The organism is Cereibacter johrii, assembly GCF_001720585.1.
Classification (GTDB): domain Bacteria; phylum Pseudomonadota; class Alphaproteobacteria; order Rhodobacterales; family Rhodobacteraceae; genus Cereibacter_A; species Cereibacter_A johrii.
In genome coordinates, this window is sequence record NZ_MABH01000046.1 from 1 (window position 1) to 18,521 (window position 18,521).

Annotated in this window: 17 protein-coding genes and 1 pseudogene; 11 read left to right on the plus strand and 7 right to left on the minus strand. The window is 71.6% G+C overall.

What is annotated here, in order from left to right; all coding sequences use genetic code 11:
- The first annotated feature begins 259 nt into the window (after positions 1-259).
- Positions 260-1,504, plus strand: coding sequence for an Hsp70 family protein (locus A9O63_RS02835; RefSeq protein WP_069330568.1), 1,245 nt, complete (start codon positions 260-262; stop codon positions 1,502-1,504).
- A 64-nt stretch (positions 1,505-1,568) separates the two neighbouring features.
- Here the strand turns inward: A9O63_RS02835 and A9O63_RS02840 are convergent, their stop codons facing one another.
- Positions 1,569-2,588 (minus strand): aldo/keto reductase, encoded by a 1,020-nt coding sequence (locus A9O63_RS02840; RefSeq protein WP_069330569.1) that lies wholly within the window; start codon positions 2,586-2,588, stop codon positions 1,569-1,571.
- A gap of 168 nt (positions 2,589-2,756) precedes the next feature.
- On the opposite strand from A9O63_RS02840, the gene A9O63_RS02845 reads away from it, so the two are divergent.
- From A9O63_RS02845 to A9O63_RS02890, 10 genes are all read left to right on the plus strand, one after another.
- Complete coding sequence (locus A9O63_RS02845; protein WP_069330570.1) at positions 2,757-3,668, plus strand: AraC family transcriptional regulator; 912 nt, start codon at positions 2,757-2,759, stop codon at positions 3,666-3,668.
- Positions 3,669-3,891: 223 nt separating this feature from the next.
- Complete coding sequence (locus A9O63_RS02850; protein WP_084295544.1) at positions 3,892-4,923, plus strand: GlxA family transcriptional regulator; 1,032 nt, start codon at positions 3,892-3,894, stop codon at positions 4,921-4,923.
- 143 nt (positions 4,924-5,066) lie between these two features.
- Complete coding sequence (locus A9O63_RS02855) at positions 5,067-5,588, plus strand: 2Fe-2S iron-sulfur cluster-binding protein (protein ID WP_069330571.1); 522 nt, start codon at positions 5,067-5,069, stop codon at positions 5,586-5,588.
- The gene (locus A9O63_RS02860; RefSeq protein WP_069330572.1) at positions 5,585-6,568 is read left to right on the plus strand and encodes an FAD binding domain-containing protein; all 984 of its coding nucleotides are present in this window, start codon (positions 5,585-5,587) and stop codon (positions 6,566-6,568) included. Before A9O63_RS02855 ends, A9O63_RS02860 begins: the two co-directional genes overlap by 4 nt.
- Positions 6,565-8,784: a xanthine dehydrogenase family protein molybdopterin-binding subunit gene (locus tag A9O63_RS02865; RefSeq protein WP_069330573.1), complete on the plus strand. Its 2,220-nt coding sequence runs from the start codon at positions 6,565-6,567 to the stop codon at positions 8,782-8,784. Before A9O63_RS02860 ends, A9O63_RS02865 begins: the two co-directional genes overlap by 4 nt.
- A gap of 240 nt (positions 8,785-9,024) precedes the next feature.
- Entirely contained in the window at positions 9,025-9,783 is a 759-nt protein-coding gene (locus A9O63_RS02870; RefSeq protein ID WP_069330574.1) for a DUF4198 domain-containing protein, read from the plus strand.
- Position 9,784: 1 nt separating this feature from the next.
- Positions 9,785-10,402, plus strand: coding sequence for a cobalt transporter CbiM (gene cbiM / locus A9O63_RS02875; protein ID WP_069330575.1), 618 nt, complete (start codon positions 9,785-9,787; stop codon positions 10,400-10,402).
- A gap of 1 nt (position 10,403) precedes the next feature.
- Complete coding sequence (locus A9O63_RS02880; RefSeq protein ID WP_069330576.1) at positions 10,404-10,967, plus strand: cobalamin biosynthesis protein CbiL; 564 nt, start codon at positions 10,404-10,406, stop codon at positions 10,965-10,967.
- A complete protein-coding gene (gene cbiQ, locus A9O63_RS02885; protein WP_069330577.1) occupies positions 10,964-11,674 on the plus strand; it encodes a cobalt ECF transporter T component CbiQ in 711 nt (236 codons plus the stop codon). The genes A9O63_RS02880 and cbiQ overlap by 4 nt, the downstream gene beginning before the upstream one ends.
- Positions 11,671-12,447: an energy-coupling factor ABC transporter ATP-binding protein gene (locus A9O63_RS02890; RefSeq protein ID WP_069330578.1), complete on the plus strand. Its 777-nt coding sequence runs from the start codon at positions 11,671-11,673 to the stop codon at positions 12,445-12,447. The genes cbiQ and A9O63_RS02890 overlap by 4 nt, the downstream gene beginning before the upstream one ends.
- Here the strand turns inward: A9O63_RS02890 and cydB are convergent.
- The 6 genes and pseudogenes from cydB to A9O63_RS02910 all read right to left on the minus strand — a co-directional run.
- Entirely contained in the window at positions 12,441-13,448 is a 1,008-nt protein-coding gene (gene cydB / locus A9O63_RS02895; RefSeq protein ID WP_012640984.1) for a cytochrome d ubiquinol oxidase subunit II, read from the minus strand. The genes A9O63_RS02890 and cydB overlap by 7 nt on opposite strands.
- Position 13,449: 1 nt before the next feature.
- Positions 13,450-14,847, minus strand: a complete 1,398-nt coding sequence (locus tag A9O63_RS02900) for a cytochrome ubiquinol oxidase subunit I (RefSeq protein ID WP_069330579.1) — start codon at positions 14,845-14,847, stop codon at positions 13,450-13,452.
- Between the two features lie 728 nt (positions 14,848-15,575).
- Entirely contained in the window at positions 15,576-15,713 is a 138-nt protein-coding gene (locus tag A9O63_RS23260) for a hypothetical protein (RefSeq protein WP_235836915.1), read from the minus strand.
- A 10-nt stretch (positions 15,714-15,723) separates the two neighbouring features.
- Positions 15,724-15,906, minus strand: a pseudogene (locus A9O63_RS23265) (PepSY domain-containing protein); the annotation flags it as partial.
- Positions 15,876-17,003: a hypothetical protein gene (locus A9O63_RS02905; protein ID WP_069330580.1), complete on the minus strand. Its 1,128-nt coding sequence runs from the start codon at positions 17,001-17,003 to the stop codon at positions 15,876-15,878. The pseudogene A9O63_RS23265 and the gene A9O63_RS02905, both read right to left, overlap by 31 nt.
- Before the next feature lie 310 nt (positions 17,004-17,313).
- Positions 17,314-18,521 (minus strand): ATP-binding protein (locus tag A9O63_RS02910; protein ID WP_412841968.1); only part of this gene is annotated, 1,208 nt, incomplete at its 5' end.

Sequence of the window (18,521 nt, forward strand, 5' to 3'; positions counted from 1 at the left end):
TGCGGCCCGAGGCGCTGGTGCTGGGCGACGCGCGGAAGGCCGCGCGGCGCACCGTGGCAGAGGCGCTGCGGTCGGCGCGGGCGGCCACGGATCACCTCGCCTGAGAGAGCGGCGCGGAACGGTTCCTCGCGGGGAAGCGCCCGTCTCCGTGCCGCACAGGCGGGTCAGGTTCCGGCACCAGAGCCGGCGAGCGGGGAGGGCGGACTTGCACCCCGGCCCGAACTCGGCTAGCCGCGCAGCCTTTCTCCGGGAGGGCCCCATGCAAGCCGACACGCTCGCCATCGACTTCGGAACCTCGAACTCCGCCGCCGCGGTGCTCGAGGAGGGCCGCGTGCGCAGGCTCGCGCTCGAACCAGGTGCCGACACGCTGCCGACGGCGGTCTTCTTCCCCGCCGACCGTGGCCCGATGCGGATCGGCGTGGCCGCTGCCGAGGCGCTGATCGCGGGCGAGGAGGGGCGCTACATGCGCGCGCTGAAAAGCGTGCTGGGCGCGCCGCTCTTTCACGAAGCGCGGCTGGTGGGCGGGCGGCGACGGACGCTGGCCCAGGTGGTGACGGCCTTCCTCGCCGAGGTGAAGGCGCGGTCCGAGCAGACCGCGGGCCGCTCGTTCCGCCGTGCCCTCTCGGGCCGGCCGGTCCGTTTCCATGCCGATCCGGCGCGGGACGCGCGCGCCGAAGAGGATCTGCGCGCCTGCTATCTTGCGGCGGGCTTCGAGGAGGGCGCGTTCCTCTACGAGCCCGAGGCCGCCGCGCTTGCGAGCCACGCGCTCGGCCGCGACGGCGCGCTGGGGCTGATCGTGGACATCGGCGGCGGCACCTCGGACTTCTCGCTCTTCCGCGCCGAGGGCGGGCAGGTGGGCATCCTCGCCAGCCACGGCATCCGGCTCGGCGGGACCGACTTCGACCGTTCGGTGTCGCTCGCCCATGCCATGCCCTGTCTCGGCCATGGCGGGCGGCTGCGGCGCGAGATGGGGCCGGGGCTCCTGCCCATGCCGAACGATCTCTTCGTCGATCTCGCGACCTGGGCCAAGATCCCGTTCCTCTATACCCGCGAGACCCGCTCGGCCGTGACCGACATGCTGAAGCGGGCCGAGGAGCCGCGGCTTTTGCGCCGCCTGGCCGAGGTGCTGGACCATGAACTCGGGCACGATCTGGCCTTCGCGGTGGAGCGCGGCAAGATCGAGGCCAATGCCGACAGGCCCGGCGCCGCGATCCGCATGGGCCGGATCGAGCGCGGGCTCTATGCCGAGATCAGCCAGGCCTCGCTGGCCGAGGCGCTGGCACGGCACCGCGCGGACCTGCGGGCCGCCGCCGAAGAGACCTGCCGCCGCGCGGGTGTGGTGCCGCAGGAGGTCGAGACGGTGATCCTCGTCGGCGGCTCGAGCCTCATGCGGCTGGTGGCCGAGGAGGCCCGCGCCCTCTGTCCCGCAGCCGAGCTGCGGAGCGCCGAGGCCTTCACGGCGGTGGTGGACGGGCTGGCCCTCGCGGTGGGCCGGCCAAGCTGAGGCCGTGGGCCGCCCGGGGCGCCGCCGCAGACCGCAGGTCCCCGGCGGCAGGCTCCGGCGTGGACTACTGGCCGCGGTAGCTCCGCTGCCGCTCGAGCATCCAGCCCGGATATTCCGGCGCGAGCGCGCTCGCCCGGTCGAGCGCCGCCAGATCCTCGGGCTCGAGCCGCACGTCGGTCGCGGCGATGTTGTCGACGAGCTGATCCACGCGCTTGGCCCCCACGATCACGCTCGTGACCGCCTCCTGATGCAGGAGCCAGGCCAGCGCCACCTGCGCGACCGAACAGCCCTTCGCCTCCGCGATGGGGCGCATCGCCTCGATCACGCTCCAGCCGCGGTCCTTGTTGACCGGCGGGAAGTCGAAGGCCGCCCGGCGCCCGTCGGCGGCCTTGCCCTCGCGGTCGTATTTCCCCGACAGGAAGCCGCCCGCCAGCGGGCTCCAGACCATGAGGCCCATGCCCGTGTCCTTCAGCATCGGCACCACCTCGCGCTCGAGATCCCGGCCGGCCAGGGTGTAATAGGCCTGAAGCGACAGGATCGGCGCCAGACGGCGCGCCTCGGCGATCCCCACCGCCTTCATCACCTGCCAGGCCGCCCAGTTCGACAGGCCGATGTAGCGGACATGGCCGTGGCTCACGAGCGTGTCGAGCGCCTCCAGCGTCTCGACGATGGGCGTCTCGGCGTCGAACCCGTGGATCTGGTAGAGGTCGATATGGTCGAGCTGCAGCCGCTCGAGGCTGGCCTTGCACTGATCGAGGATATGGACGCGCGAGGCCCCGCGCGCATTGACGCCCGCCCCCATGGGCCCGAGCACTTTGGTCGCGATCACCACATCCTCGCGACGCACCCCGAGGTTGCGCAGCGACCGGCCGAGGATGCGCTCGCTCTCGCCGCCCGCATAGATATTGGCCGTGTCGATGAAATTGATGCCGGCATCGAGCGCGGTGCGCACCAGGGCATCTGCCTCGTCCTGACCGAGCTGGCCGATCTGGCCCCAGATGTCGTCCGAGCCGCCGAAGGTCATGGTGCCGAGGCAGAGCTCGGAGACGAAGAGGCCGCTCGGGCCGAGACGACGGTAACGCATGGATGAGATCCTTTCCTTGCCGGCAGGGCGCTGGCCCCGCCACACTTGCGAACATGGAGCGGAGGGGCCGGTTCCCGCCACGCCGATCCTCTCGAATTGCTGCACGATCCTCTCAAGCGCGGGCGGCGGCGCTTGGGGCGGGCCGTGGGCCCGGCTAGGATCCGGGGCATGGATGGATCGCGACTCGACAGGCTGAAGCGGCTCACGCTCGAACAATGGGACCGGCACGGGCGGCAGGGGCCGCTCGAGGGCCTGAGGATTTCCTGCGAAACCGCTCCGACCGGGCCGATCCACACGGTCTACGACCCGTCGTTCTGCGTCGTGCTGCAGGGTGCGAAGACCAGCCGCCTCGGCGACCGCGCCTTCCGCTACGATGCGGGAAAATGCCTGATCGCCTCGCTCGAGGTGCCGATCCGCGCCGAGATCACCGAGGCCGCGCCGGGCACGCCCTACCTCGCCTTCGCGCTCACGCTCGATCCGGCGACCGTGGCCGACCTGATCCTCGGGCAGGGGGGCCTGCCCATGGAACCCGGGATGCCGTCCCCGGCGCTCGCCGTGCATCCGCTGACCGAGGAGCTGATCGGGCCGCTCGAGCGTCTTCTGGCGCTGCCGGCCCGGCCGCAGGACATCCCCGTGCTCGCGCCGATGATCCGCCGCGAGATCGTCTGGCGGCTGCTGACCGGCCCGCAGGGCGCGGCGCTGCGCCAGATCGGGCTCGCCGACAGCCGCATGTCGCGCATCGGCCGGGCCATCGCCTGGATCCGCGACCATTTCGCCGAGCCGCTCAGCATCGAGCGGCTCTCGGCCCTCGCGGGGATGAGCCCGGCCACCTTCCACCGCCATTTCAAGGCGGCGACGGCCATGACGCCGGTGCAGTTCCAGAAGAGCCTGCGCCTGCAGGAGGCGCGGCGGCTGCTGATCTCGGACGGGGCCGATGTGGCGCGGGTGGGCTTCGCCATCGGCTACGAGAGCCCGTCGCAGTTCAGCCGCGAATATCGCCGCCTGTTCGGCGCACCTCCCGGCCGCGACGGGGCCCAGATCCGCCGCGAGATCCTTGCGCCTGCCTCCTCGCGTCTCTAGGCGGCGATGGCCGGGGCCTGCCGCGGGTCCGAGGGCGGACGCGCCCCGGCCCGAGCGTCCTCTCCCTCGCAGTGCGCGGCGGAGATCTGCCGCCCGACCCGAGCGGCCCCCCGGATGACGCGGGTGAACCGAATTGCGCCGCTCGCACGATTGCGGGACGCCGCCGGACCCGGCACAAGCGCGGGAAGGCAGCCTGACGGCTGCTGCCTCGGAGGCCAGGATCTTGTCCACCCACGCCCCTCTCGTGCCGCCGGGTGCGGCCTATTATCCGGTGCAGAACGCGGGCGACACGCGCAGCTACGCCTTCCTGCTGGTGCCGGGCTTCACGCTTCTGGCCTTCAGTTCCGCCGTCGAGCCCCTGCGCATCGCGAACCAGCTGTCGCAGAAACCGCTCTACCGCTGGCGCGTCCTCTCGGAAGGCGGCCGCCCGGTCGCAAGCTCCTCGGGCATCACCGTGGCGGCCGACGAGGCGCTGGGACCGCTCGACCGCGAGACCGACCTCATGGTCTGCGCGGGCAACATTCCCTCGGCCGCAGCCGCCCCGGCGGTGGTGGCCACCGTCCAGCGCCACCACCGGTTCGGCGGCACGGTGGGCGGCATCTGCACCGGCGCCTTCGCCCTCGCCCATGCGGGCGTGCTCGAAGACCGCCGCTTCACCCTCCACTGGGAGAACCAGCCCGGCTTTCTCGAGGATTTCCCCCGCCTCGTGCCGACCTCGAACCGGTTCGAGAGCGCGGGGCGCACGCTGACCTGCGGCGGCGGGGCGGCCTCGACCGACATGATGCTCTCGCTGATCGCGCGGGACCACGGCGCCGATTTCGCCGCCATGGTCTCGGACATGTGCCTGCGCACCGTGCTCGCGGGGGCCGCGCCCGAGCAGCGCAGCTCGCTCGCCGCCCTGATGCGCTCGCGCAGCCCCGCGCTGATCGCGGTGGTGAAACTGATGAACGAGCATCTCGAGGACACGCTCTCGCTCGAGGCCCTGTCCGAGGCCGCGGGCTGCTCGCGGCGCCATGTCGAGCGGCTGTTCAAGGCCACGGTGGGCGAGACGCCGAACGGCTTCTACCGCGGCCTGCGCCTCGACCGGGGGCGCAACCTGCTCAGCACCACCGACATGACGCTTCTCGAAGTGGCGACCGCCTGCGGCTTCAACTCGGTCTCGCATTTCTCGAAATGCTTCAAGGCGCGGTTCGGGACGGTGCCCACGCGCTTCAGCCACCGCAGCCGCAGCGCGGGCCGGATGGCGCGCGCATAGGCCCCTCGCAGCCGACGGCGCCGGCCGGACCTGCGCCGAACGACGGGCGGCAGAGCGCCCGCAGAGGCGGCCGGGTCGGCGCGGACGGAACCACAAACGGCCTTGTCTGTTGCTCCGGCTGAACAGCCAGCCGGAGGGCAAGCATGAAGACCACGCTCACGATCAACGGCGAGCCACGCGAGATCGAGGCCGAGGCGCGCGTCACCCTGCTCGACGCGCTGCGTCACGAGATCGGGCTGACGGGCACGAAGAAGGGCTGCGACCACGGCCAGTGCGGCGCCTGCACGGTGATCGTGGACGGCCGACGCATCAACTCCTGTCTCACGCTCCTCTGCACCCAGGAGGGGGCGGAGGTCGTGACCGTCGAGGGTCTGGGCGAGCCCGGACGGCTCTCGGCGCTGCAGGAGGCTTTCCTTGCGCAGGACGGGTTCCAGTGCGGCTACTGCACCCCGGGCCAGATCTGCTCCGCCACCGCCATGATCGAGGAGGCCGCGAAGGGCTGGCCCAGCTGGGTGTCCGAAAGCCTCGAGGGCGAGGCCGTCCTCAGCCGCGAGGAGATTTCCGAGCGGATGAGCGGGAACCTCTGCCGCTGTGCCTGCTACCCCAATATTGTCGACGCGATCGCGAAGGTGGCGGAAGCACGCATGGCGGAGGCCGCGGAATGAAGGATTTCGCCTATCTTCGCGCCTCCTCCTGCGACGAGGCCACGACAGAGGCGCTGGAGCCTGCGACCCGGTTTCTGGGCGGCGGGACCAACCTGCTGGATCTGATGAAGCTCGGGATCGAGACGCCTGCGCGGCTGCTGGATGTGAACCGGCTCGATCTGGGCGTCATCGAGGAGCTGGACGGCGGCCTGCGCATCGGGGCCACGGTGCGCAACAGCGATCTGGCGGCGGATCCGCGGGTGCGGCGCAGCTATCCCGTCCTGTCCCGCGCCCTGCTGGCCGGGGCGAGCGGTCAGCTGCGCAACATGGCCACCACGGCCGGCAACCTCCTTCAGCGCACGCGCTGCCCCTATTTCTACGACACGGACATGGCCTGCAACAAGCGCACCCCCGGGGCCGGCTGCTCGGCCATCGGCGGCTTCACCCGCTATCATGCGATCCTCGGCGCGTCCGACGCCTGCATCGCCACCCATCCGAGCGACATGGCCGTGGCGATGGCCGCACTCGAGGCGGTGGTCGAGATCGAGGCGCCGGGCGGCGCGCGTCGGCATGTGCATCTGGCCGATTTTCACCGCCTGCCGGGCGACACGCCCCATATCGAGACCTGTCTCGAGCCGGGCGACCTCATCACCGCGGTGATCCTGCCCGCGCCCGCGGGCGAGCGGCAGATCTATCGCAAGATCCGCGACCGCGCCTCCTATGCCTTCGCGCTCGTCTCGGTGGCGGCGGTGGTGCGGATGGAAGAGGGCCGGATCGCCACGGCGCGGCTCGCCTTCGGCGGGCTGGCCCACAAGCCCTGGCGCGATGCGGAGGTGGAGGCCTGCCTCGAGGGCGAGCCGCCCTCGGACGATCTCTTCGACCGGGCGGCCGACCGGCTGCTGCAGCGCGCCTGGGGTCAGGGCGAGAACGACTTCAAGATCCCGCTCACGCGACGCATCCTGACGGCGGCGCTCAGGGAAGCCACCGGAGGCATGGCATGACCGCTCATCTCGTATTCGACGAGCCCGACAAGCGTAACCGGCTGGATGCGATGGCGCAGGAGGTGGTCGGGCGCCCCATCGACCGCTCGGAGGGGGCGCTGAAAGTGTCCGGACGGGCCGTCTATGCGGCCGAACAGGCGACGAGCCTCTGGTCCGAGAAGCGCGCCGAATGCCTTTACGGCGTCTTCGTGCGGGCCACCGTGCCCCTGGGCCGGGTCGCTTCGCTGGCCTCGGGCGAGGCGCGCGCGGTTCCCGGCGTGCTCGAGGTGCTGCAGGATCCCCGCCTCGTGCGCCATCCGGCGCAGGGCATGGCGCGGAAGTCGCCGCCGCAGGATCTCTCCGAGGTGACCTACTTCGGCCAGCCCCTCGCCCTGGTGGTGGCGGAAAGCTTCGAGGCCGCCCGCGAAGCCGCGCGGCTGGTGCGGGTGGAGTACGAGACCTCGGCCGAGGCCGAGCTCGACCCCGCACAGGCGCCGTCGGAACTCCCCGAGAAGAAGCAGTCGGCGCAGGGGGATCTGGAGGCCGCGCTGCGCGAGGCCGCCGTTTCGCTCGATGCCAGCTACAGCACCCCCTCGATGGCCGCCGCCGCGATGGAGCCGCACGCGGCCCTCGCCTGGTGGGAGGGCGACCGGGTGACGCTCTGTGGCGCCTATCAGATGGTGTCGCAGAATGCCGAGGAACTGGCCGATGCGCTGGGGATCGCGCCCGGGAAGGTGCGCGTCCTCTCGCCCTTCATCGGCGGCGGCTTCGGCTCGAAGCTCGGGATCGCGCCCGAGGCCGTGGCGGCGGCCGTGGCGGCCCGGACGCTCGGCCGGCCGGTGATGGTGACGCTCGCCCGGCAGCAGGAGTTCGAGATTGCCCACCGCCGCTCCGAGACCGGGCAGCGGGTGCGCCTCGCCCTCGATGCGGACGGGCGGCTCACCGGGATCGGGCACGAGGCGCGGGTGTCCAACCTTGCCGGAGAGAGCTTCTCCGAGCCTGTGCAGCAGGCGACCCATTTCACCTATCGCGGCGAGAACCGGCAGATCCGGCACGAGGTGGCGCGGGTGAACCTCACCTGCGCGGGGTCCGTCCGGGCGCCGGGCGAGGCGGTGGGGGTCACGATCTTCGAGATGGCGCTCGACGAGCTGGCCGAGAAGGCGGGCCTCGATCCGCTGGAGCTGCGTCTTCGCAACATTCCCGAAGAGGATCCCGAGACCGACAAGCCCTTCACCTCGCACATGCTGGCCGAGGCGCTGCGGGACGGCGCCGACCGCTTCGGCTGGTCGGACCGGCGCGCGCCGGGCGAGCGGCGGCAGGGCGAGTGGCTTCTGGGGATGGGCATGGCCTCGGCCGTGCGGGTGAACATGCTGCACAAGGCGCGCGTGCGCGTCACGCTGACGGGCGAGGGCGCGCGCGTCGAGAGCAGCATGACGGACATCGGGACGGGCACCTACACGATCCTCACCCAGATCGTGGCCGAGATGCTGGGCCTCGCGCCCGACCGGGTGCGGACGATCCTCGGCGATACCGATCTGCCGGAGGGCTCCGGCTCGGGCGGCTCGATCGGCGCGGCCTCGAACGGCTCGGCCGCGTTCCTCGCCTGCGAGGAGATCCGTCGGCAGATCGCCGCGCAGATGGGCTGCCCGGAGGAGGAGCTGACCCTGAAGGACGGGCGCGCCACCTGCGGCAACCGCACCCGCGATCTGGCCGAGCTCGTGACCGAACCGCTGTCGGCCGAGGGCCATTTCGAGCCGGGCAAGGCGCTGAAGGGCGTCCGCAGCTCGACCTGGGGCGCGCATTTCGCCGAGGTGGCGGTCAACGAGATCACCGGAGAGGTGCGCGTGCGCCGGATGCTGGGCGTCTTTGCCGCCGGGCGGATCCTGAACGAGAAGACCGCCCGCTCGCAATGTCTGGGCGGGATGACCTTCGGCATCGGCATGGCGCTGATGGAGGAGATGGTGCACGACCGCCGCTTCGGTCAGGTGGTGAGCCGGGATCTGGCAAACTACCACATTCCGGCCCATGCCGACGTGCCGGCGCTGGAGGTTCATTTTCTGGAGGAGCGCGACAGCTACGGCGGCACGCTTCAGGCCAAGGGCATCGGAGAGCTCGGGATCTGCGGCTCGGGGGCCGCCGTCATCAACGCGATCCACAATGCCTGCGGCGTCCGGGTGCGGGATCTGCCGGCCACGCCGGACAAGGTTCTGGAGGGCCTCTGCGCCCTCGGGCGGTAGGACTGGACCCGCGGACAGGCTGAGGGCCTGCCCGCAGGCCTCCGGCACAAGCGCCAAGGTCCGGGGCGGGCCCCAATCTGCTGCTTTCCTGGGCACGGGAGAATGCGCGCGCCTAACGCACGGGCAATCGCCCCGGTGCGGCGCCCCGCGCGGGCCATCCATCGCCCTCTGCGATGGCTTCTCCCTTGCCGCCGCCCTCCGTATGATCGAGCCTGCGCTCGTTCATACGGATGAGTGCCCATGCCGCTGTCTTCCCGGCCGCTTCTTGCGGCGCTGCTGCTCGCCAGCCTTGCCTCGCCCGTCAGGGCCCATTTTCAGGAGATCCTGCCGTCGGACGACGTGCTGCCCGACGGAGGGGCGGTGACGCTCGATCTTGCCTTCACCCATCCGTTCGAGGGCGGTCCCGCGATGGAGATGGCGCGTCCCGCCGCCGTGGGCGTGCTGGCGCAGGGCACCCGCACCGACCTGTCGGACGCGCTGGAGGAGACCGCCACCGGCTGGCGGCTCGGCCACAGGCTCGAGGAACCGGGCGCCGCTGTCTTCTACGTCACGCCCGAGCCCTATTGGGAGCCCGCGGAAGGCAAGTTCATCGTTCATCACGCGAAGGTGGTGGTCGATGCCTATGCGAGCGGCGAGGGCTGGGACGCGACGGTGGGCCTGCCGGTGGAAATCCGCCCGCTGACGCGGCCGACCGGGCTCTGGACCGGCAACCTCTTCACCGGGGTGGTGACGAAGGCAGGCGCGCCGGTTCCTCACGCCGAGGTCGAGGTGGAATTCGTCAACACGGCCGGGATCTCCGCGCCGAACGCGGCCTACATCACACAGGTTCTCCGGGCGGATGCGAACGGGACCTTCTCCTATGCGATCCCGTTCGATGGCTGGTGGGGGTTCGCCGCGCTGATCGAAGCCGACGCTCCGATGCTCTCGCCCGAGGGCGCCGAGGTGCCGGTCGAGGAAGGCGCGCTGATCTGGGTGCGCACCCGCAAGGCGGGCGAGTGAGATGCATGTTCCCGACGGCATCCTGACGCTGCCCGTCCTTGCCGGCGGCGGCGCCCTGGCCGCGGCCGGCGTCGGGCTCGGCCTCCGCGGGCTGGACGACCGGGGGATCCTGCGGGTGGCGCTCCTGTCGGCGGTCTTCTTCGCGGCCTCGCTCGTGTCGGTGCCGGTGGGGCCGTCGAGCGTGCATCTGCTCCTGTCGGGATTGATGGGGCTGGTGCTGGGCCTCGGGATCTTTCCGGCGGTTCTGGTGGCGCTCGCCCTGCAGGCGGTGTTGTTCGGCTTCGGCGGGCTCACGACGCTGGGCGTCAACACGGTCAACATCGCCCTGCCGGGCGCGCTGGCGGGACTTCTGCTCGGGCCGCTCGTGCGGCGGCAGACCTCGGCCGCCGCAGCGGGCGTGCTGGCCGGGATCGGCTCGGCCCTCTGCATCTTCGCCTCCGGCGGCGGCGTGGCGCTGACGCTCTGGCTCTCCTCGTCGGACTATGTGCCGGTGGCGCGCGTGCTGCTCGTGACCTGCCTGCCGCTCGCGCTGGTCGAGGCGGCGGTGGCGGGCATGGCGGGGGCCTTCCTGATGCGCGTCGAGCCGCGGATGCTGCACCCTTGCGCCGGAGGGGCCTGAGATGCCCCGCGCTCTCGTGCTCCTGCTCGCGCTCCTGCTTGCCGGTCCGGCCGCGGCGCACAGCCTGCGGCTCTTCGCGAAAGTGGAGGGGCGCGAGGTCAGCGGCTACGGCTTTTTCGTGGGCGGCGGCCGGCCCCGCGGCGCGGACTGGAGCGCACGGATGGCGGGTCTGCCGCTCGCTCAAGGTCAGACCGACGCCGAGGGCGGCTTCCGGTTCGAGCTGCCCGAGGCGGTGACGGGGGATGTGGTGATCGCGCTCGACACGGGCGAGGGGCACATGGCCCGCGTGACGCTGCCGCCCGAGCGGTTCGGCGGCGCGCCCGTGCCCGCAGGCGCGATCCCGCTCCGGGCCGGCGGCCCGGCGCTGCCCGCGGCCGAAGAGCCCCTGTCGGCGCAGGCGCTGCGGGCCATCGTCTCGCAGGCGGTCGAGGCCGAGGTCACCCCGCTTCGCGAGCGGATCGAGCGGATGGATGCCCGGATGCGGGTCACGGACATCGTCTCGGGCCTGTTCCTGATCCTCGGCGGGGCGGGCATCGCCCTCTGGGCACGCGGCCGCCACCGATGATCCTGCCCGACGATCTGAGGCTCAGGCTGCTGGCCGGGCTGGGCCTTCTCCTTCTCATCGCACCGCTTGCCCATCCGGGCCCTGCCGCGGCGGCGGTGGCCGCGGCGCTCGCGCTCTTCGCCGCCGAGCGGCGGGCGGTGCCCTGGCGCAGGCTCTGGCATCTCGAGGCCTTCCTGCTCCTCCTCCTCCTGACGCTGCCCTTCACCGTGCCGGGTCCGCCGCTCTGGCAGTGGGGGCCGCTCAGCCTCAGCGCCGAGGGGCTTTCCCGCACGCTGGTGATCGGGCTGAAGGTCACCGCCTCGGTCCTGATGCTCGCGCTGCTCGCAGGCTCGGTCGAGCCCGAGCGCATCGGTGCCGCGCTGCGGTCGCTGGGCCTGCCCGAGGCGCTCGTGCGGATCCATCTCGGGCTCGTGCGCTACCTCGGCCTCATCCGCGACGAGATGCGGCGTCTGCAGGAGGCGATGCGGCTCCGCGCTTTCCGCCCGCGGTCGGGCTGGCACAGCTGGCGCAGCTACGGCCATCTGGTGGGCATGATGCTGGTGCGCGCCCATGCCCGGGCCGAGCGGGTGGAGGAGGCGATGCGGCTGCGCCATGCCTCGGGCCGGTTCCTGCGGCCGGACCTGCCCGCGCCCGCGCCGCGCGACTGGCGGACCTGCGCCCTGCTGCTCGCGCTGGGGGCGGGGCTTCTTTGGTGGGACCGGACATGAGCCCGCTCCTCGGCCTCGACGGCCTGCACCTCCTGCGCGACGGACGGCGGGTGCTGGACGGCGCTTCGCTCGCGCTGCACCCCGGCGAACGGCTGGCCATCCTCGGCGCGAACGGCAGCGGCAAGACCACGCTCCTGCGCACGCTGGTGGGGCTCGAACGTCCGGCCGCGGGGCGGGTGCTCCTCTTCGGCGCGGACTGCCGCAGCGAGGCGCAGTTCCGCAGCGCGCGGCGGCGCATGGGCTTTCTCTTTCAGGACAGCGACGACCAGCTGTTCTGTCCGACCGTGCTCGAGGATGTGGCCTTCGGCCCGCTGAACCTCGGGCTGAGCGACAGGCAGGCGCGCGCCACCGCGATGGAGGCGCTCGTGGCGCTGGGGCTCGCCCTGCTGGCGGACCGGGTGACGCACCGCCTTTCTGGCGGCGAGAAACGGCTGGTGTGCCTCGCGGGGCTGCTGGCCATGCGGCCCGAGGTGCTTCTGCTCGACGAGCCGACCAATGGCGTGGATGCCGAGAACGGCCGGCGGCTCAGGGCCGCGCTCGCGGCCTTCGAGGGCGCGATGATCCTCGTCTCGCATGACGAGGGCCTCGTGGCGGATGTCGCCACGCGGGCGATGGAGCTTCGCGACGGGCGTCTCGCGCCGAGGCCGATCCTCAGCCCGTCCGCGGCGCGCAAGTCAGAGAAGAACGGACCGGATCGCCAGCGCGACGAGCGAGACGACCGCCACGCCTCCGAGCCAGAGGAGGACGAACCAGCCCACCCGGCGCATCAGTGATAGCCTTCGTCGGCGTCGATCTTCCCGCGGAACACCCAGTAGGTATAGGCCGTATAGGTGAGGATGATGGGCACCAGAACCAGCGTGCCCACGAGCGTGAAGAGAAGGCTCTCGTCCGGGGCCGCCGCCTCGACGATGGTCAGCTCGGGCGGCACCATCATCGGGTAGAAGCTGATCCCGATCCCCACGAAGCCCAGGACGAAGAAGCCGAGCGCGCAGAGGAAGGGCGCCACATCGTCCCCCCGCGCCAGTCCCCGCCACAGCCGCAGCGCAAGGAGCGCCACCAGCACCGGGACCGCCAGTGTCCAGACCATGGTGGGCCAGCGGAACCAGCGTTCGGCATAGACCGCATCCTGCAGCGGCGTGAAGAGGCTCACGAGCCCGAGGAACGCGAGCGTCGCGAAGGAAAGCGGGCGCGCGAGCTGGCGCATGTGGGTCTGCACGCGGCCCTCGAGCTTCATGTTGCACCAGGTGGCGCCGAGAAGCCCGTACCCCGTGGCGACCGCGCAGCCCGTCAGCACCGAGAAGGGCGTGAGCCAGTCGAACCAGCCGCCCGCATAGGCGCGGTTCTCGACCTCGATCCCCTGCACGATGGCGCCGAGCGCGATCCCCTGCATCAGCGCCGCCACCAGCGAGCCCAACGCGAAGGACCAGTCCCAGAGTCGCTTCCAGCGCACCGTCCGCCAGCGGTATTCGAAGGCCACCCCGCGGAAGACCAGCGCCAGCAGCATCGCCACGATGGGCACATAGAGCGCGGGCATCACCACCGCATAGGCCAGCGGAAAGACCGCGAAGAGCCCGCCGCCGCCCAGCACGAGCCACGTCTCGTTGCCGTCCCAGATGGGCGCCACCGAGTTCATCATCACGTCCCGTTCGCGCTCGTCCTTGGCGAAGGGAAAGAGGATGCCCACCCCCAGATCGAACCCGTCGAGGATCACATAGACGAGGACGGCGAAGGCGATGATCCCTGCCCAGATGAAGGAAAGCTCCAGTCCCAGCATGTCAGTCGCTCCTCTCGCGCGGGTCCTCGGACAGGCCGGGCGTGATGCCCGCCGTGCGGATCGGCCCGTCGCGCAGGCCCATGCGCTCGGTTCCGGGCGTCATCGACATCATGCGCAGCAGGTAGAAGGTGCCGGCGCCGAAGACGAAGAAATAGACCACGATGAAGGCCACGAGCGACGTGCCCACCGCCGAGGCATCGAGCGGCGAGAGGCTGTCGGCGGTGCGCAGATGCCCGTAGACCGTCCAGGGCTGGCGGCCGACCTCGGTCGTGATCCAGCCCGCGAGCACGGCCACGAAGCCTGCAGGCCCCATCGCGAGCGCCGCGCGGTGCAGCGCCTTCCAGTCGTAGAGCCGGCCGCGGAAGCGGGCCCAGAGCGACCAGAGCCCGAGGCCCAGCATCAGCATCCCGAGCGTGACCATCACCCGGAACGACCAGAAGACGATGGCCACCGGGGGCTGCTCGTCGCGCGGCACCCCGTCGAGCCCGTCGAGCGGCGCGTCCAGCGAATGTTTCAGGATCAGGCTCGAGAGCTTGGGGATCTCGACCGACCAGCGCATCTCCTGCGCCTCCTGATCGGGCAGGCCGAACAGGATCAGCGGCGCACCCTCGGGGTGGCTCTCGAAATGGCCCTCCATCGCCATGACCTTCACCGGCTGATGCTCGAGCGTGTTCAGCCCGTGCATGTCGCCCGCGACGATCTGGATCGGGGCCACGACGAGGATCATGCCGGTCGCCATCGAGAACATGCGCCGCGTGGCCGGGTTGGTCCGGTCGCGCAGCAGATGATAGCCCGCCGTGCCCGCCACCACGAGCGCGGTGGTGAGATAGGCCGCCAGCACCATATGGACGAGCCGGTAGGGGAAGGAGGGGTTGAAGATGATGGCCCACCAGTCCTCGGGCAGGAACTGGCCGTTCTCGCCCATCGAGAAGCCTGCGGGCGTGTGCATCCAGCTGTTCACCGCGAGGATCCAGGTGGCCGAGATCAGCGTGCCGATGGCGACCATCGCGGTGGCCAGCATGTGCAGCCCGTCGCCCACCCGCTTCCGTCCGAAGAGCATGATCCCGAGGAAGCCCGCCTCGAGGAAGAAGGCCGTCAGCACCTCATAGGCCATGAGCGGGCCCACCACCGGCCCGGCCCGGTCCGAGAAGACCGCCCAGTTGGTGCCGAACTGGTAGGACATGACGATGCCCGAGACGACGCCCATCCCGAAGGCCACGGCGAAGATCTTCTTCCAGTGATTGAAGAGCTTGAGGTAGGTCTCGTCCCTTGTCCGCAGCCAGAGCACGTTCAGCACGGCAAGGAAGCTCGCCAGTCCGATCGAGAAGGCGGGAAAGATGATGTGGAACGACACGGTGAAGGCGAACTGTATCCGTGCCAGGATTTCCGCGGTCAGCATGGGGTCTGCTCTCGTTTGTCCGGGCTCGATGCCCCATCTAGCGCCCGCACGCCGAGGGCAAGACGCTCACGAGAGTTTGCACCTGCGAAAGACCCCCTGCGCAGGTGCGGCATGAGGTCGCGGGCGCGCCGCAGCGAAGCCCGGTCCCGCACCGGAGCGCCCCGCGGGCGCCGGAAGGAATCCTGCTCGCAAGGCTGGCGCCGTCTCACGGAGGGAAGCTATCGCACCGGTGGAAGTTATCGATTTGACGCCCGAGGCTGCTCCGGTCCTCACGTCCCGGTCCGACGTCCCCCGCGAGCCCCCCGAACCCCGCAATATCTTGTCTCGCACCGCGCGAGACGGAGACGGGGCGGACTCTGAGCCGCCCGCACCATGGCAAACAGCATAACGGCCGGCGGAAGTTGCCGGCTGTCAACTCCACTCCACCCACCGGCCATGGATGGGCACACCGACCGCCACGCCGGTCCTGCTTCTGGAAACCCCGCCTCACCTGATCCAGCGTCGGCTCCGTGCGTCGGAGGGAGCACGGTGCGGCGGGCCTCCTGAGCGACCGTCATCTGCGGCCGCAGAGCGAGATCCTCCGCGCCTCCCTGCGGGGCCGCCAGGCGCGCGAACGCAGTGGCCGAGGCGGCGATCGCCTCGGACGAGGCCGGCGTGGGACATGCGGGCGGCCCTCCAGCGCGGACGACGGCCCTCGGCAGGGGCAGCCCGCGCCGCCCCCACGTCGATCAGGTGAGCAGGCGGCGGAGCGGCCTCACCTTCTGGAGCACGAGAATGTCGAGGAGTAGCACGCCGATCAGCGTGGCGCCGACCAACGGAAAGAGCATCGAGAGGGCGATGGCAAGCGCCAGGGCGCCCCTCCACACCGGCAGCTCCTCAGGACGGGGCGGGCCTCCGCTTCCACCAGACGACCGCGCCGGAGAGGCAGAGGAGCACGGTCAGCCCGCAGACCGCCGCGTTCAGCGCGAGGTTCCAGAGGCCCACCTGACCCTCATGCAGCGCAATGCCCGCCGCCATCGCCTTTATCCTCAGCCGTCCTGCAACCGCCGAAGGGAGTCGCCGGGGCCCGCGGTGCTGCCGGAGAGGGCGGCCCTCCGGTTCTCTGCCAGCAGTTCCGCGATCACCACGCGGATGTCGCGGAGGAACTGCTCCTGCGCGGCCTGCATCCGGGTGTCGGGAACCTCGTCATGCCGCAGGAGGAGGGCGAGGATACGCTCCTGATACTGCGTGAGGGCGCCGAGGGTCGTCGTCAGTTCGCCGAGGTGCGGCGCTGTGCGGGACTGGCTCAGCTCCTCCGTCACGGCCGTCAGCGCGCGCGACATGGCATCGAGTTCGACGCTGCCCGAGCTGTCGGGCGAGGCGGAGCCTGTGACGGAGCGCAGCAGGTCGCTCACCTCCGACAGGAACCGGGCGCGGGTCTGCTCTTCCCGCTCGAGGAAAGCCTCCATCCGGGTCATGAAGGAGGCCATGGCGGTGCCGAAGGCGGCGAAGCTCTTGTGCTGCGCGGTCAGGTTGAGCGTCGGCAGGGGCCGGTTGCCGAGGGCCGTCACCATCTCTTCCAGCCGGGCGCCCTGGGCCGCAAGGTCTGCGTGCGCCTGAGCCTGGCGCGCGAGCGCCTCCGCCACGGCCGTCTCGATCGCGGCGAGGCGCTCGGCCCATCCGTCCGGGGGCGCTTCGGGCAGGTTGCCCTGTTCGGGGGTTTCGAGGGGCGAATCCTCCGGGTCTTCGGCCCAAGGCTCGGGAGCGTCGGCATGGATCTCGTCCGCGGGCGCCTCCTCCTCGGATGGGCTGGCGGCTTCCGGCTCGATGGACTCCTCCTGTTCGACCGGGGCAGGCTCTGTCGGCGCCTCCTCCTCGGCCGGCGCGGCGATCTCGGCGGGCTCGGCGGTCGGCTCGGGCAGGGGCAGTTCGGCCAGACGGAACGGATCGGACGAGAGGAAGGCAGGAACCGGCCCCTCGAACGTCAGGCCGAGCCCGCGGCCCGGCAGGACGCAGGTGATGATGCCCATGGCCCGGAGGGCGGGCAGCAGCCGCTGCGGAATGGCCTCGGCCACCCCGCGCGCCATCGTGAGGAGGTGGGTCGGCGCCGGCCCCGCAGGCGGGCCGCCTGTGCCCAGTGCCAATCCCGTGTCCCTGCCGTCTTGCGCTTCGGACATGCGCGTCTCCCTGACCGATCCCGCCTTCTTGTAGCGGCCGAGGGTTGAGAAAGCCTTTCCAGATCCCGGTTCGAAGCAGGCGTGACATGAGCCGTCGCCACGAGCCCGGGTTTCGGGTGAGGGCCCGGCCTCCGGCGCGGCAACGGCAGGCGACGCGGCCGCAGGTGCGGCGCGGGGAACCCGCGAGGGCGCTGAGGGCGGAAGCCGCGCCTGCGATCCCCGGACCTGCGGTGCGGTGTGCGGGCGGGATCGGATAGAGCCGCGAGAGCCGCGGGAGGCGGGCCGGGCGGGGCGCGCGGCTCCGCCTGCGTCAGGGCGCCGTGAGGTCGATCAGCGATGCGCCGGGGCAGGCGGCGCGGGCGATGTCGCAGAGGTGGCGGTGGTGCGTCAGATAGATCACCTGCCCCACGCGGGACATGTCGGCCAGCAGGGCGAAGGCCTCCGCCGAGCGGTCGTCGTCGAAGGTCTCCATGATGTCGTCGGCGATGAAGGGCACGGGCGGGCGGCTCTGGGCGAGTTCGTGGAAGCCCGCGATGCGCAGCGCGAGATAGAGCTGAAACCGCGTGCCCTTGGAGAGATCCGCCGCAAGTTTCGCCCCGCCTTCGGCAGCCAGCGCCACCAGCACCTCCTGCGCGCCGTCGGGCTGGGCCGCGAGGCCGGCATAGGCCCCGCGGCTGAGGCGGCAGAAGGCGTCCGAGGCGCGGGCCAGCATCGCGCTGCGGTGCCGGTCGCGGTAGCGCCGGAGCCCCGCCTCGAAGGCCATCAGCCCGAACCGGGCGGCGAGATGGGCGCGGGCGCGGTCGCGCAGCTCCACCAGCAGGGTCTCGCGGTCCGAGGCGATCCGGGCCAGCGCATCGTCTCCGCCGACCGCCTCGAGCCTGCGCCGGGCGTCCAGATGGGCGGTGAGGCCGCTTTCGGCCTCGCTGCGCAGGAGCTGGAGGTCGGTGCGGAGCGCCTCGATCCTGGAGTGGAGCGCCGTGGGATCGTCGCTCTCGCGCCGTTCGGGCCGCTCGGCGAGGTCCGACAGAAGGGCCGCCACCTGACGGCGCAGGTCGGCCCCCTCGAGGCAGCAGGCGAGATGGCCCGCGAGCGGCCCGTCCGCTTCGGACCAGCCGAGCGCCTGGCCGAGCGCGGCCCGGTCTTCGTCCAGGGCTGCGAGGGCGCGGCGGTCCTCGGCCTCCTGACGCTCCTCGATGGTGCGCTGCTGGGCGAGCCTTTCCGCGTCCCGCGCCGCATCCTGCGCGCGGCGCAGCCGGGACCGCAGCGCCTCCCAGCCCGTCTCGGGATCGAGGCCGAGCCGCGCGAGGAGCGCGGTCCGGGCGGCCTCGAACCGGGCGCGGTTCGCCTCCATCTTGGCGATCCGGTCCTCGAGCGCCGCAAGGCTGCGGGCCGCCGCGCCGAGCGCATCGAGGAGATCGAGCACCGGACCCTCGGCCGGGCCGTCCGCGAGGATCGTGCCTTGGCTCGCCTCGTGCCAGCTCTCGCGCCAGCGCGCGAGCGCCTCCTGCGCCTGCGTCT